The 13,784-nt window shown below is 53.3% G+C and carries 12 protein-coding genes, 1 other RNA gene and 1 pseudogene; 11 read left to right on the top strand and 3 right to left on the bottom strand.

What is annotated here, in order from left to right; all coding sequences use genetic code 11:
- Positions 1 to 37: 37 nt before the first annotated feature.
- The 7 genes from IC803_RS09190 to IC803_RS09160 all read left to right on the top strand — a co-directional run bounded on the left by IC803_RS09190 (position 38) and on the right by IC803_RS09160 (position 7,986).
- Positions 38 to 1,324 (top strand): ribonuclease H-like domain-containing protein, encoded by a 1,287-nt coding sequence (locus tag IC803_RS09190; protein ID WP_081207534.1) that lies wholly within the window; start codon positions 38 to 40, stop codon positions 1,322 to 1,324.
- A gap of 429 nt (positions 1,325 to 1,753) precedes the next feature.
- Positions 1,754 to 1,990 (top strand): CotD family spore coat protein, encoded by a 237-nt coding sequence (locus IC803_RS09185; RefSeq protein WP_081207533.1) that lies wholly within the window; start codon positions 1,754 to 1,756, stop codon positions 1,988 to 1,990.
- 231 nt (positions 1,991 to 2,221) lie between these two features.
- Positions 2,222 to 2,518: a cell division regulator GpsB gene (gpsB, locus tag IC803_RS09180; RefSeq protein ID WP_063166043.1), complete on the top strand. Its 297-nt coding sequence runs from the start codon at positions 2,222 to 2,224 to the stop codon at positions 2,516 to 2,518.
- 100 nt (positions 2,519 to 2,618) lie between these two features.
- An RNA gene (rnpB, locus tag IC803_RS09175) (RNase P RNA component class B) lies at positions 2,619 to 3,016 on the top strand.
- A 143-nt stretch (positions 3,017 to 3,159) separates the two neighbouring features.
- Positions 3,160 to 4,296, top strand: a complete 1,137-nt coding sequence (locus IC803_RS09170) for a THUMP domain-containing class I SAM-dependent RNA methyltransferase (RefSeq protein WP_081207532.1) — start codon at positions 3,160 to 3,162, stop codon at positions 4,294 to 4,296.
- A 130-nt stretch (positions 4,297 to 4,426) separates the two neighbouring features.
- The gene (locus tag IC803_RS09165) at positions 4,427 to 6,364 is read left to right on the top strand and encodes an ATP-dependent DNA helicase (protein ID WP_081207599.1); all 1,938 of its coding nucleotides are present in this window, start codon (positions 4,427 to 4,429) and stop codon (positions 6,362 to 6,364) included.
- A 116-nt stretch (positions 6,365 to 6,480) separates the two neighbouring features.
- On the top strand, positions 6,481 to 7,986 hold the full coding sequence (locus IC803_RS09160) for a carboxypeptidase M32 (RefSeq protein WP_081207531.1): 1,506 nt from the start codon (positions 6,481 to 6,483) through the stop codon (positions 7,984 to 7,986).
- 180 nt (positions 7,987 to 8,166) lie between these two features.
- On the opposite strand, the gene IC803_RS09155 is transcribed toward IC803_RS09160, so the two are convergent.
- Genes IC803_RS09155 through IC803_RS09145 form a run of 3 tightly spaced genes read right to left on the bottom strand, consistent with a single transcriptional unit; the run spans position 8,167 to position 10,471 of the window.
- Positions 8,167 to 9,816, bottom strand: a complete 1,650-nt coding sequence (locus tag IC803_RS09155; RefSeq protein WP_081207530.1) for a b(o/a)3-type cytochrome-c oxidase subunit 1 — start codon at positions 9,814 to 9,816, stop codon at positions 8,167 to 8,169.
- Between the two features lies 1 nt (position 9,817).
- A complete protein-coding gene (locus tag IC803_RS09150) occupies positions 9,818 to 10,288 on the bottom strand; it encodes a cytochrome c oxidase subunit II (protein WP_081207529.1) in 471 nt (156 codons plus the stop codon).
- A gap of 21 nt (positions 10,289 to 10,309) precedes the next feature.
- Positions 10,310 to 10,471, bottom strand: a complete 162-nt coding sequence (locus IC803_RS09145) for a cytochrome c oxidase subunit 2A (protein WP_081207528.1) — start codon at positions 10,469 to 10,471, stop codon at positions 10,310 to 10,312.
- 214 nt (positions 10,472 to 10,685) lie between these two features.
- Here IC803_RS09145 and IC803_RS09140 point away from each other — a divergent pair.
- The 4 genes and pseudogenes from IC803_RS09140 to IC803_RS09125 all read left to right on the top strand — a co-directional run.
- Positions 10,686 to 11,108 (top strand): annotated as a pseudogene (locus IC803_RS09140) (solute carrier family 23 protein); the annotation flags it as partial.
- Positions 11,109 to 11,133: 25 nt separating this feature from the next.
- Positions 11,134 to 11,766, top strand: coding sequence for a hypothetical protein (locus tag IC803_RS09135; RefSeq protein WP_081207527.1), 633 nt, complete (start codon positions 11,134 to 11,136; stop codon positions 11,764 to 11,766).
- Positions 11,767 to 12,010: 244 nt separating this feature from the next.
- The gene (locus tag IC803_RS09130) at positions 12,011 to 13,078 is read left to right on the top strand and encodes a type III polyketide synthase (protein WP_081207526.1); all 1,068 of its coding nucleotides are present in this window, start codon (positions 12,011 to 12,013) and stop codon (positions 13,076 to 13,078) included.
- Positions 13,075 to 13,656 carry an isoprenylcysteine carboxyl methyltransferase family protein gene (locus IC803_RS09125; RefSeq protein ID WP_081207598.1) on the top strand — a complete coding sequence of 194 codons (582 nt, stop codon included), beginning with the start codon at positions 13,075 to 13,077 and terminating at the stop codon, positions 13,654 to 13,656. The genes IC803_RS09130 and IC803_RS09125 overlap by 4 nt, the downstream gene beginning before the upstream one ends.
- The last annotated feature ends 128 nt before the right edge of the window (positions 13,657 to 13,784 follow it).

Genomic DNA, 13,784 nt, shown 5'->3' with positions numbered 1-13,784 from the left:
GGAAAGAGAGAGAACGGAAAGGAAGGCGATCGGACAAATGAAACCGAAGTTATCGCAATGGAAAGAGCTGCTTGCCGCCCGGCATAAAAGACAGGGGGAAACCGAAAAAAGCAAAGAAGAAAGTAAAGAGGAACCGGGGAAACGCGAAGAGGCGAATGTGCCGTTTGCTGACGTTTGGCGCGAATATGGGGCTAGGCCGTATTGGTTTGCCGGCGATTATTGTCTCATCCGGGAGACGGTGCACCCGCTTGATTATGAGCGCGGCCGCTATCGGCTCGGGGCGCTATACGACGTGCACCGGCGCTGGCAGGAAGCAGCGTTTTCCCATCCGCTCTCGTGCCGCGGGTTTTCTGTTGGCGACTTATTCTTTTTTGATACGGAAACGATGGGGCTCTCAAGCGGAGCAGGAACCGTCATGTTTTTGCTCGGCCATGCCCGCGTCCTTGATGATCGGGTCATCGTCCGCCAGCACGTTTTGCCGCATCCAGGGGCGGAGGTGGCGCTGTATCAAAGCTTTTTATCGGATGTCGACTATACGACGCTCGTGACGTATAATGGAAAGGCGTTTGACTGGCCGCGGCTGAAAACGCGCCACGCCCTTGTCCGCGATCTAGTGCCGAAACTGCCGGCGTTTGGTCACTTTGATTTGTACCACGCCGCTCGCCGCTTATGGAAAGACAAGCTCGATTCGCTTCGCCTAGCGGAGGTGGAGCGGCATATTCTTCATATCGAGCGGGATGATGATGTCCCCGGCTTTTTAGCGCCGATGATTTATCAAGAATTTTTGCAAACGCCCCATCCGGAGCGGCTCATGCCGGTATTGCGCCATAACGAGCATGACGTGTTGTCGCTTATTGTGCTCTACATTCATTTATCGATGCAGCTGCTTGAAGCGGCGCAGCTCTCTGACCCGAGGGAACAGCTGGCCGCCGCCCGTTGGTTCGAGGCGGTCGGGGAAACAGCGGCCGCCCGGGATGTGTATGAACAAGCGAGCGGCCAAGAAGCAAAGGAGGCGCAGGCGGCGAAATGGCGGTTGTCGCTTTTACACCGCAGGGAAAAACGTTACGAAGAGGCGGCTGCCATTTGGCGCGACTTATTCGATCATGGGAGCGGCCTTTGGAAGGTGAAGGCCGGTCTTGAGCTTTCGAAAGCATATGAGCACCATTTCCGCAATGCGGCTGAAGCGCACCGCTATGCCGCTATGGCGTATGAAGCATGGCGGTCGCTTGCTAAGACGAGCCGGCAAGGCTTAGAGAAGGAGGAACAGGAATGGCGCAAGCGGCTCGAGCGGCTGGCGCGCAAGAAGAATGGGGCGGGGAAATGACACGCTCATTTCCCTGGCAAGCGCAAAATGTGACAGAAAAATAAAAAATGGTGCCTTTTTGCTGCGAATCTTGTAGAAAAAACAAAAAATGTGTACAATGGCATCGGAATGAACGAAAATGATGGCAGGGAGAAGAGCACAATGCGGAGCATGTACAAAAAAATTTTGTACCTCTTTTTTATTGTTGTCGGCTTGACGTTTGTCGTGTTCAATTATGTGTATTAACGCGGCGTCTTCTGAACGTTTTCCTAAGTGCAGCTATGGCGGGGCCAGGCTATGCAGCGCTCCGGGCCGCGAGGTGGGGGAATAGATGCGGTGCGGCTGTACAACAGGCATAAAATGGGTATCTATACTAGTACGAGTCCGTCCTGTTCATCATAGGCTAGTATTGTCAATCAACAGCCTAGACGATGAAAGGAGAAGGATGTCATGCATTGCCCACCATATGTGACGGCGCCGATCGTCCATCCGCCTCGATGCTGTGTCCAACACCATTTCCAAGCAACGATTGTGCCGCATATTCATCCGTCGCACACAACGCACGTTTATCATCATTTGTATGAGCATCGTCATTATTTCCCGCACACGGAATCGGCCGTTGCTCAGGCCGCCAGCCGGCACGTGTATTGTCCGGGGCCGATGCCGCCGTTTCCAGTTGGCTACTAGACGTGAAAACAGAGGCCGCTTCGTCGGCTTCTGTTTTTTTTTTTGCGGTGGCCAGCTGGCGCTGCCGGCCGCGCCTTCCTAGCGAGGGAGCGGTTTCCCGGTGCAGGCGGGAAGTCTCACCAGCCGTCCGCTTCCGCGGCTTAGGCAGGGGAAACGTCAATTGACAACCGGCGTAATTTCTGAAAAAATAAAGGAAAGAGGATTGTTGAATGCGGATTGAGGTGAAAAGCCATGTCAGCCAATCAGGTGAAACTGACGCCGAAAGACATTTTGGAAAAAGAATTTAAAGTAAGCATGCGGGGGTATAACCAAGACGAAGTGGATCAATTTTTGGACATCGTCATTAAAGATTACGAGGCGTTTCAGCAAGAGATTGACGAGCTGCGCCAAGAAAATGCCCGGCTGAGACGGCAAGTCGAGGAGCTGCAAAAGCGGCCGGCCACACCGGCAGGGACGACGAACTATGATATTTTGCAGCGCCTTTCCAACTTGGAAAAACATGTGTTTGGCCGAAAACTGTATGAATAGGCGGCTGGGAGAACAAGGTCGGTATATACAAGTTCCAAATTTTTTCTCTTGATCTCATTCGGAAAATCGACTATACTGTAAGGTGCTTGCAGCGTTAATCATGTTCGGGTAATCGCTGCGGCCGATTTCGGCCGTAGAGGAAAGTCCATGCTCGCACGGTGCTGAGATGCCCGTAGTGTTCGTGCCTAGCGAATCCATAAGCTAGGGCAGTCTGGCTTCGGCTGGGCTGACGGCGGGGAAAGAACCTACGTCCAGATGCGGATATGGTTCGATTACCCTGAAAGTGCCACAGTGACGGAGCTCTAAGGGAAACCTTAGAGGTGGAACGCGGTAAACCCCACGAGCGAGAAACCCAAATGATGGTAGGGGCACCTTCCCGAAGGAAATGAACGGAGGGAAGGACAGGCGGCGCATGCTGCCTGTAGATAGATGATTACCGCCGGAGTACGAGGCGCAAAGCCGCTGGCAGTACGAAGGTACAGAACATGGCTTACAGAACATGATTAACGTGGTGATGGAAGCGTGAAAAGCCCTCCTGCATGAAGGAGGGCTTTTCGTTTGCGTGTTTTTCGCAGCTAGATGGATATAATGGAAGTATGGGCAATGAGCGGCGATCTATACCGTTTGCGAGGGGGAACAGAATGAAATCATTTTCTATCATCGCCACAGCCGCGATGGGGCTCGAGTCGGTTGTGGCCGAAGAAGTGCGGCGGCTCGGCTACGAATGTCAGGTGGAGAACGGCAAGGTAACGTTCGAAGGCGATGCGCTCGCCATTTGCCGAGCCAACCTTTGGCTGCGCGCTGCCGACCGTGTAAAGCTGAAGGTTGGCGAGTTTCGGGCGACGACGTTCGAAGAGCTGTTTGAGCGGACGAAAGCGCTGCCGTGGGCTGATTATTTGCCGAAAGACGCGGAGTTTCCGGTCATCGGGAAATCGGTGAAGTCGACGTTGTTCAGCGTTTCCGACTGCCAAGCCATCGTCAAAAAAGCGATCGTAGAAAGTTTAAAAGAGCGCTACCGTCTATCATGGTTCCCGGAAACCGGCCCGCTTTACCGCATTGAAGTGGCTCTTCATAAAGATATCGCCACATTGACGATCGATACAAGCGGCGTCGGGCTGCATAAGCGCGGGTACCGCGCCCGCCAAGGGGAAGCGCCGCTTCGGGAAACGCTTGCCGCCGCCTTAGTGCTGCTCACAAACTGGACGCCAGATCGCCCGTTTGTCGATCCGTTTTGCGGTTCGGGCACGATCGCCATCGAGGCGGCGCTCATCGGCCAAAACATTGCTCCAGGGTTTAACCGCGATTTTGTTTCCGAGCAATGGCCGTGGATTGGGGAGCGCGCATGGGAGAAGGCGCGCCAAGAAGTGGAAGATATGGCGCGCTATGATGAGCCGCTCGATATTGGCGGGATTGACCTCAACCCACAGATGGTGGAAATGGCTAGGGCGAATGCGGCCGAAGCCGGGTTGGCCGATCTCATTTCTTTTCAAACGGGACGGGCGGAACAGTTTCGGACAGACAAATCGTACGGAGTGATTGTCAGCAACCCGCCATACGGCGAACGGCTCGGCGAACGGCGGGAAGTCGAAGCCCTTTACCGTGCCATCGGCCGCGCCTTTGCCGCCTTAGACACATGGTCGGTGTACATTTTAACCGCCCATCGCGGCTTTGAAGCCCATTACGGGCGCCCGGCAACGAAGCGGCGCAAGCTGTTTAACGGTTTCATTGAGACGCATTACTATCAATATTGGGGGCCGCGGCCGCCGCGTCGAGGCTAGAAGTTGACTTCTCGATGGCCATCCATCATAATATTATCTTGTTACTAGAAGTAAGGCGCGCAACGGTGTGGTTGCGCGCTTATGCATGATGATGCCGGGCGAGTTTATGCCAATTGGAGGGGTGGCGGCGATGAGCCATAATCGTTATCCGTTTCTATTAGAAAAAAACGAAAACTTTTTTGACAAGCTCAGCCAGTGGATCGGCGATGTCTTTTACGATATTTTGCCGGAGGCCGGCTTTGAGTTGCGCGATGAGCAAATTTATATGGCGTTCCAGCTCGAGCGCGCGTTTCGCGAGAAAAAGGTGATGTTCGCTGAAGCCGGAGTCGGCACAGGGAAGACGATCGTCTACTTGCTATATGCGATTTGTTACGCCCGCTATACCGGCAAGCCGGCCATCATCGCCTGCGCAGATGAAACGCTTATTGAGCAGCTTGTCAAAAAAGAAGGAGATATCGCCAAACTGTCCGATGTGCTCGGGCTGCATATCGATGTCCGGCTGGCGAAATCGCCGGATCAATATTTATGTTTAAATAAGCTCGAAGAAGCGACTACATATGACGATGATGATATCGAGCTATATGAACGAATTTACGACGAGCTCCCAGCTTTCGTCCATGACAATAAAACAATGCAGTCATTTTATCGCTACGGCGATCGGAAAGAATACGCTCATTTAACCGACGAACAATGGAAAAAAATCGCCTGGGACCCGTTTCAAGATTGCTTTACGTGCGAAAAGCGCCACCGCTGCGGCCAGACGCTTTGGCGCGACTATTATCGGAAGGCGGCCGATTTGATCGTCTGTTCGCACGACTTTTATATGGAACATGTATGGACGTATGAGGCGCGCAAGCGGGAAGGGCAGCTGCCGCTCTTGCCCGAGGCGAGCTGCGTCGTGTTTGACGAGGGACACTTGCTTGAGTTTGCCGCGCAAAAGGCGCTTGCGTACCGGATGAAGGAAACGACGCTTGAGATGTTGCTGACACGGCTTCTCGAAAACGATATTCGCGAAGAGCTCGCCTATTTAATTGAAGAAACCATAGAGACGGGCGGACGCTTTTTTGCCGAGCTGAAAGCGTGTGCGAAAGACGTCCCCGGCTCGAACCGGAAAGAAATTTCGCCGTCGCTGAAGCTCGAGCAATGGGCGGAGCGGCTGCGCGACCAAGTCGTTACAATCGGCAACGAGCTCGTGTTTGAAAGCGAAACGTATACGATTGACCATTACCAGCTCAATATCGTTGATGAATACTTAGACCAAATTCATTATTTGCTCGATTTATTTTTAACGAGCGCCGATGCCATCGCATGGCTCGAGTCGTCGCGCCAAGAGGCGACGCTGGTTGTCATGCCGCGCACCGTGCAGGAAGTGCTGCGCGAAAAAGTGTTCGCGAAGCGCATGCCGTTTATCTTCTCATCGGCAACGCTATCGAACGGCAAGTCGTTTCAATATATGGCCGACAGCTTAGGCATTGATGAATATTTATCGTTCAGTGTGCCGTCGCCGTTCGACTATGACGAACAAATGACGATTTACATGCCGACGTTTCGCGCCGATGAGACGCTGTTTGCTGAAAAATACGCCTATGCGCTTGAAAAATTGCGTGAAACGGGCGGACGGGCGCTCATCTTGTTCCCGACGCGCGGGGAATTGCTTCAGTTCAAAGAAATGGCAGCTGGCGAACCGTTTTCGTTTTTGTTTGAAGGTGACCGTGAGATTAGCGATTTAGTCGCCGAGTTCCAGCGCGACGAAGAGACAGTGCTTTGTTCGGAACATTTATGGGAAGGGCTTGACATTCCGGGACCGTCGCTGTCCAACGTCATCATTTGGTCGCTGCCGTACCCGCCGAATGACCCGGTGTTTCAGGCGAAGCGGAAGGCATACAGCGATTCGTTTTGGGATGTCGATGTGCCGTATATGCTTCTCCGCCTTCGCCAAGGGGTTGGACGGCTCATTCGCACGCGCGACGACCGCGGCATCGTCTCCATTTTTGTCACCGACCAAGAAGACAAGCAGGTGATCGCTGCGATCAAAGCCGTCTTGCCGACGTCCGTGAGGGAAGAATAGCATTCTTCCCTCTTTTTTTGGCCCAAAACGGCGTTTCTTCGCGATTAAGGAGGAAAAGAGCACCTGGTTATGGAAATGATGATACGGCCATCCAAAACGAATGGGGGGGACTGAGCATGGTGAAGCGAGTAGAAGAACAGTTTTTGCAGTATGTCAAAAAAATGATGGGGTATCATGAGGCCATCAATTTAATGTATTGGGATTTGCGGACCGGCGCTCCGAAAAAAGGGGTGGAGCAGCGTTCCGAAGTGATCGGCATGCTGTCGGAAGAAGCGTTTAACATGTCAACGTCAGAGGAAATGGCAGCGTTTATCGCCAAGCTGTCACCGAAAGGGGTTTACGAACAGCTTGATGAAGTGACGCAGCATACGCTCAACGAATGCAAAAAAGAATATGAACGAAACAAAAAGATTCCGGTCGAAGAGTATAAGCAGTATGTTGTGCTCTGCTCAAAGGCGGAAAGCGTGTGGGAAGAAGCGAGAGCGGCCGCTGATTTTGATCGTTTTCGTCCGTATTTGGAACAAATCATCGAGTTTCAGCGCCGCTTTATCGGCTATTGGGGGTATGAAGGGCATCCGTATAATACGCTGCTCGATCAGTACGAGCCAGGCATGACGGTCGAGTTGCTTGACGGATTGTTCGGTCAATTGCGCGAGCACATCGTTCCGCTTGTGCACGCCATTTCTGCTGCAACCGATCAGCCAGATACATCATTTTTATTTGCGCCATTTCCGAAAGAAAAGCAGCGCGCCTTCCTGTTGGAGCTGCTTGTCGACCTCGGCTACGATTTCGGAAAAGGACGGCTTGATGAGACGGTTCATCCGTTTGCGATCGGGCTTAATCCGAACGATGTCCGCATTACGACACGTTACGATGAGCGCGATTTTCGCACCGCTATTTTCGGCACGATCCATGAGTGCGGGCATGCCCTCTATGAACAGCACATTTCCGAAGCGTTTGTCGGCACACCGCTTGCGGGCGGGGCGTCGATGGGTATTCACGAATCGCAGTCGCTTTTTTTTGAAAATATGATCGGCCGCCATCCATCGTTTTGGAAACGGCATTATCCGCGTTTGCAGCAATATGCGCCGGAACAGTTTGCGGGCGTTTCGCTTGATGCGTTTTACCGGGCGATCAATGAGGTGAAGCCGTCGTTGATTCGCATTGAGGCTGACGAACTGACGTATCCGCTTCACATTATTGTTCGGTATGAAATAGAAAAGCAACTGTTTGCTGGAGAGATTGAAGCTGCTGATTTGCCGGACGTGTGGAACGAGAAATACGAACAATATCTTGGCATCCACCCGCACAACGATGCGGTCGGTGTTTTGCAGGACGTCCATTGGTCGGGCGGCAGCTTCGGCTATTTTCCGTCCTATGCGCTCGGCTATATGTACGCGGCGCAATTCAAACAAGCGCTTGAAAAAGAGCTAGATGTTGCCCGACTGCTTGAGGAAGGGAACATCACGCCGATTCGTGAATGGCTGACCGCCAACGTTCACCGGTTCGGCAAAACAAAAAAGCCGCTTGATCTTGTGCGTGATGCGACAGGCGAACCGCTGAAAGCCGAGTATTTAATTCAATATTTGGAAGAGAAGTATAAAGCCATTTATAGACGTTAACATGAAGTTTTCCGATTCAAGCGGTGCGGCGTAGAAGCAGTTCAAACAACTTGAGGGTGTCCCAAAAGGAGCAGGACACCCTCTTTCGCAGCTATATATAATACGTACTGACTGTTTCTGCTACACTATATGTTGTTCCTATCTTAAAGGCAGACGACCTTTTGGGTCAGCCCCATCACTTTACCATAATTTATATCCTTTCGACCCTGGCGGGGCGTTTTGGATAATGTCGATGAGCGGCACAGTATACGCGATCAAAATAAGCGCAACGACAAGGCCGATCCAAAGTTTCCAGTTTTCAAGCGCCAGTGCGGCCCGTTCCTGCGGGGCGGCCGCTTCGGCGACCGGAAATTCCGTTTCGCCTTTCGGGGCGAAAAACGCCAAGTTGATGACGATGACGAGAATGAGAATGATGCCGATAAATAAGATCGTTCCACCGACAGCTTGTGCGATTTGATACGGAATCCATTCGAGCGCCTGCGGCGAATTGCCGTACGTCGAGAACGCTGAACGTCTTGGCGCTCCAAGCAAGCCGGCAAAATGCATCGAGCCGGACATAAACGTCATTCCGACCGCCCAAACGATCGTTTGAATGATGGCGAGGCGGTTCATCGCCTTCGTCATCACCCGGCCAGTCAAATGTGGAATGAGCCAGTACGACGCACCAAAAAAGGTGAGGATGACAGTTGTAGCCACGGTCAGATGGAAGTGGCCGGTCACCCAAATCGTGTTATGGACGACTTGGTTGAGTTGATGCGAAGCGTTAATAATCCCGCCGGTGCCGGCTGGAATGAAAAACAGCATTCCGACAAAGGGTGCGAAAAAGCGCGCATCTCCCCACGGCAGTTTCCGCCACCAGCCAAACAAGCCGGTTGCTCCTTGCGAGCGGCCGTATGATTCAAACGTCGCAAACATGGCGAACGCCGTCATCAACGATGGAATGATGACCATAAACGTCAAGACGACTTGCACGTATTTCCAAAACGGCGAGATCCCCGGCTCCAGCAATTGATGATGGAATCCGACCGGAATGGAAAAAAGCAAAAACAAGATAAACGCCAGCCGTGCGAGCGAATCAGAGAAGATTTTGCCGCCGATCACTTTCGGAATGACGGCGTACCAAACCATATACGCCGGCAGCAGCCAGAAGTAAACGAGCGGATGCCCGAAATACCAAAACAGCGTTCGGCTCAATAGCACGTTCACCCGGTCGGTGAGCCCAAGCGACCACGGAATCAGCTGAAAGACGACGGTTGCAGCCACACCGAGCGTGCAGACGAGCCATAACACCATATTTGTCACCGACATAAATGTCAACAACGGGCTCGCTTCGCCGCGGTGCGCTTTCCGCCAACGTGCATAATGGGCGAACATCGCAAAACCGCTCACCCAGCTGCCGACGACCACAAGCGTCAAACCGATATAAAAGCCGGCGTGCGCTTGCAGCGGCGCATAAAATGTATACAGTACGGCCGCTTGCCCAGTAAGAATGAAAAAGGAGCTCATGGCCGTTCCGATCGTCATCATCCAAAAGCCGATCCAGCCAAACCGGCGCAAACCGCTCGAAAGCGCTCCGGTCGTGCGGCTGACGGCAGCAAACTGAAAGCCGATAATGAAAAACGTCGTCAATACAAGACCAAGCAGGACACCGTGCGTCGTTAAAATCGTATAATAGCTGATGCCACCCGGCAGTTCAAACTTGCCGGAACGGACGAGTGTTTGCAGTAGGCCGGCGAAGCCGCCTAATGCGAGAGCAACAAAAGCGACAACTAAATGCGCCAGCGCCAGTTTGGCGTCACGGCGATCGACTTTTTCCAATGATTGTACCATGTTACTCCACCACCCTAATGCGCGCCGTCATCATATGGTGGCCGGCGCCGCAATATTCATTGCAGAGAATCGTATATTCGCCGGGCTCATCAAACGTCGTCGTCAAACTGTTGACGTAGCCAGGTTCGACCATCATGTTGATGTTTGTTCCTGGAATTTGAAATCCATGGATCACATCCTTCGAGGTGACGTTAATCGTCACTTTCGCTCCTTTTGGAATCTCAATGGCATTTGGCGTAAAGGAAAACGCCGCGACAACAATGTTTAGTTCGTACTCGTTATTTCCTTTTTTGACAAGCCCGGGCTGATTGAATGGCGGGGTCGTGTCCACTTTCTCTGGATCGATCGTCGTCAAGCAGCTTGGCGGTTGCTGTCCGGCAGCGAAAGCGCTCACACCGACGACGGTTAAAAAGACAACGAGACAGCCGATGCCGAACGTCAGCCAAATTTTTTCGTACTTATGAATGTGCATATCCAATCCCTCCCTTGCCGCTTACAGGCGGTGTAAAAATAAAAAGTAGACGCTGACCCAGGCGAAAATGATGAAAAAGCCGAGCAAAAATACGGACGCCAGCGTGCCGCCGAGGGCCGGCTCTTTCTCTTTTTTTGTTTGCCGGATCGTCGCAGTCGGTTTTGTCCATTCTGGTTTTGCCATGTTGTATCCCTCCTCTTTTTTGAATTCATCCCCCATAACATCGGTGAGGCAGGCGCGCCAACCGGCGGATTTCCCTGCTTTGACACTATCATAACTGTAGGAAACTGTAGCAACAGTGACTTTTCTCACAAAAACAATGCGGGAAGTTTGAACAAATGGTGACGATTGTGAAAAATGTATGAACAAGATGGGAGAAAGAGGCGCTGCAACGAATGTTGGATTTGTGCCGAAAATTGCGGCCGTGGCGACGATCATTCCAGCCCCAGTGCTCGGCGGGGCGATGCTCGCTATGTTTGGCATGGTCATTGCCTATGGCGTAAAAATGTTAAGCCAAGTCGACTTGACGGTGCAAGAAAACTTGCTCATTATCGCCTGCTCGATCGGCGTGGGGCTCGGGGTGACGGCGGTGCCAGACTTGTTTGCTGAGCTGCCGGTCGGCCTCCGCATTTTGACCGACAGCGGCATCGTCACCGGCAGCATGACTGCCATCCTCTTAAACGCCGTCTTCCATCTCGGCAAGTCGAGAAAATCGGCTTCATGTCTCCCAACGTCGGCTTGGGAAACGAAGATGGTTTTTTTGTTGGCGTGTCGATTCATAGAGAAAAGAGTAGAAGATGGTGGAAGGGCGATGATATAATGGAAAGGGAAAAGGAGGTGAAACCGTGGACGAATGGGTGGTGCGCCTGTTTGACGAGCTGCGGCAAATGCGGGCGGAGATGGCAACGAAGGCCGACATCGCCCGAGCGAATGAGCGCATCGAGCGGTTTGAGCAGACGATGACTGCGGTGAAAAAAGACACGGCGCAGACGAACGAACGCATCGGGCAGCTGGAACAAACGGTGATGGCCATGCGGGGGGATGTGGCGTCGTTGGATGCGCGCATCGGGCGCATGGAAGAACGCGTCGAGCGCGTCGAGCAGACGATGGCGACGAAAGAAGACGTGGCGCAGACGAACGAACGCATCGGGCAGCTGGAACAAACGGTGATGGCCATGCGGGAGGATGTGGCGTCGTTGGATGCGCGCGTCGGGCGTATGGAAGAGCGCGTTGAGCGCATCGAGCAGACGATGGCGACGAAAGAAGATGTCGCCGAATTGCCGTTCATTCGGCAAGCCGTTGTGGAGACATTAGAGACGCTTCGAGACGTGTCAACGATCAAGCAAACTGTTGCCCAAATGCAGCAGAAAATCGATGAAATCGTCACCGGACAAGCTAGACAAGAGCTCGTTCTTCAATCCCTCGCGTTGCATCTGCTTGAGCATGAGAGCGAAATCCGCGCTTTGAAAGCGAAATAACGCTAAACATCTCAGTTAAAATCCTCGCTTGAGACGGTTGTTCTTTCTCAAAAGACAGGCCGGCTTTGTCCGCGCCTGTTTTTTGCGTGTCGCCGCTTTTCTTCTCTTTTTCCGGGTGCAAAGAGAAATCGAATGAGCGACCAGCCGTTTTAAAAAAATGAGGTGCACGGATGCCTTTTCGTCTGCATACCGTTTGCTTTCTTGCGCATTCTAAGCGAAAAGAGGAACAAACCGAGGTGTTTGTATGCCGACCCTTTTATCGATCGGCACGGCAAAGATGCCATATATCGTTTCCCAGGACGAAGTGAAGCGGCATGTCGCCGGTCTGTTTGCCGGACGCCTCGCGCGCGCCGAGCGGTTGCTGCAGGCATTTGACAACGGCGGCATCGGTACGCGCACGTTTGTTAAGCCGCTTGTTTGGTACAGCCAGCCACATGGCTTCGGGGAGAAAAATGAGGTGTACATCGACAGCGCCGTTCGCTACAGCGGCGAGGCGGCCAACAACTGTTTGCATAATGCTCCCGCCGGCCCGGTTCCGCATGAGGCGGTCGATGCGCTGTTTTACATCTCAACGACCGGTTTGTCCACGCCAAGCATCGAGGCGCGGCTGATGAACGTGCTGCCGTTTTCTCCTTCCGCCGTGCGGGTGCCGGTTTGGGGGCTCGGCTGTGCGGGCGGGGCAGCGGGCCTTGCTCGGGCGGCCGATTATTGCCGGGCGTTTCCGAAGGCGAAGGCGCTTGTGATTGCCGCTGAGTTTTGCAGTTTGACATTTCAGGCGAACGACTTATCAAAAAGCAATGTGATCGGCACATCGCTTTTTTCCGACGGTGTGGCCTGTGTGCTTGTCGCTGGCGATGAAGCAGCGCCAAACAGCGGCGCGCCGCGCATCATCGCCGCCCGGTCGGCGCTGATGCCCCGCTCGGAGGACGTGATGGGGTGGGATATTCGCGATGAAGGGTTGTTTGTCGTCTTTTCAAAAGACATTCCGTCGATCGTCCGCGCATGGCTGCGCCCCCAAGTGGAGTTGTTTTTGCAGGAGAACGGGCTGAGGCTTCGCGACCTTCACTATTTTATCGCCCACCCGGGCGGGAAAAAGGTGATTGAAGCGTACGAAGAAGCGTTTGGGTTCGACATGGAACAGACAAAGGCTGCCAGAGAGGTGCTGGCCCGATATGGCAATATGTCGTCAGTCACCGTTTATTTTGTGCTGAAGGAAGTGATGCGGCAGCCGCTTGCGCCCGGGTATGGGCTGCTCGTCGCCCTCGGTCCCGGCTTTAGCGCCGAGATGGTGCTGCTCAAATGGGAGGGATGATGATGCGGTTTGCCTTCGTGTTTTTTGCGGTGGTCGGGATGCGTTTGTTTGAGCTTTGGCTTGCGAAACGGAACGAACGGTATGTGAAAGCGCTCGGAGCGAAAGAGGTGGGCGCCCGCCATTATCCGTGGATCGTGTCGCTGCATGTGCTCTTTCTTTTGTCGCTGGCTGTCGAGGCGCTTCGAAAAGGCGCCCGCCCGTCGCGGCGCTGGCCGCTTTTGTTTCCGCTCTTTCTCGCCGTCGAAGGGCTGCGCGCATGGACGATTTTGTCGCTTGGCTGTTTTTGGAATACGAAAATTTTGATCGTTCCCAACCGCCCGGTCGTGAAAAAAGGGCCATACCGGTGGATTCGTCATCCGAACTATGCGGTCGTTGTTTTGGAGATCGCGTTGCTGCCGCTTTTGTTTCAGGCGCCTATAACCGCGCTCGTATTTTCACTTCTTAACGCGCTTATGTTGTCCATTCGCATTACCGCTGAAGAGCAGGCGCTGTCGGCGTTTACCGATTATGAGGAAGCGTTTCAGGAGCGGCCACGTTTTTTGCCGCCGCTAAGAAGAAAAACAGCCGCGCGCATGTAAGGCTGCGTGAAAGAGCAGCGGCCGATCAGCGGCAACGGGCCGCAGGTCGTCTGTAATTTGGCGGCAGCGGCCGCACTTTTGCGGTTAATGCAAAAGGAAACAAGAATGTTTCTGATCAACTCCTTCTT

The sequence above is a fragment of the Geobacillus sp. 46C-IIa genome (genome assembly GCF_014679505.1).
In the GTDB taxonomy this organism is placed as follows: domain Bacteria; phylum Bacillota; class Bacilli; order Bacillales; family Anoxybacillaceae; genus Geobacillus.
The sequence above is the reverse complement of the archived record's forward strand: the minus strand, read 5'-3'. Positions and strand labels throughout refer to the sequence as shown.

Bases quoted from the DNA above. Each gene is read 5' to 3' on its own strand.
- IC803_RS09190 (WP_081207534.1), top strand. From the start codon at position 38: ATGAAACCGAAGTTATCGCAATGGAAAGAGCTGCTTGCCGCCCGGCAT.
- IC803_RS09185 (WP_081207533.1), top strand. From the start codon at position 1,754: ATGCATTGCCCACCATATGTGACGGCGCCGATCGTCCATCCGCCTCGA.
- gpsB (WP_063166043.1), top strand. From the start codon at position 2,222: ATGTCAGCCAATCAGGTGAAACTGACGCCGAAAGACATTTTGGAAAAA.
- IC803_RS09170 (WP_081207532.1), top strand. From the start codon at position 3,160: ATGAAATCATTTTCTATCATCGCCACAGCCGCGATGGGGCTCGAGTCG.
- IC803_RS09165 (WP_081207599.1), top strand. From the start codon at position 4,427: ATGAGCCATAATCGTTATCCGTTTCTATTAGAAAAAAACGAAAACTTT.
- IC803_RS09160 (WP_081207531.1), top strand. From the start codon at position 6,481: ATGGTGAAGCGAGTAGAAGAACAGTTTTTGCAGTATGTCAAAAAAATG.
- IC803_RS09155 (WP_081207530.1), bottom strand. From the start codon at position 9,816: ATGGTACAATCATTGGAAAAAGTCGATCGCCGTGACGCCAAACTGGCG.
- IC803_RS09150 (WP_081207529.1), bottom strand. From the start codon at position 10,288: ATGCACATTCATAAGTACGAAAAAATTTGGCTGACGTTCGGCATCGGC.
- IC803_RS09145 (WP_081207528.1), bottom strand. From the start codon at position 10,471: ATGGCAAAACCAGAATGGACAAAACCGACTGCGACGATCCGGCAAACA.
- IC803_RS09130 (WP_081207526.1), top strand. From the start codon at position 12,011: ATGCCGACCCTTTTATCGATCGGCACGGCAAAGATGCCATATATCGTT.
- IC803_RS09125 (WP_081207598.1), top strand. From the start codon at position 13,075: ATGATGATGCGGTTTGCCTTCGTGTTTTTTGCGGTGGTCGGGATGCGT.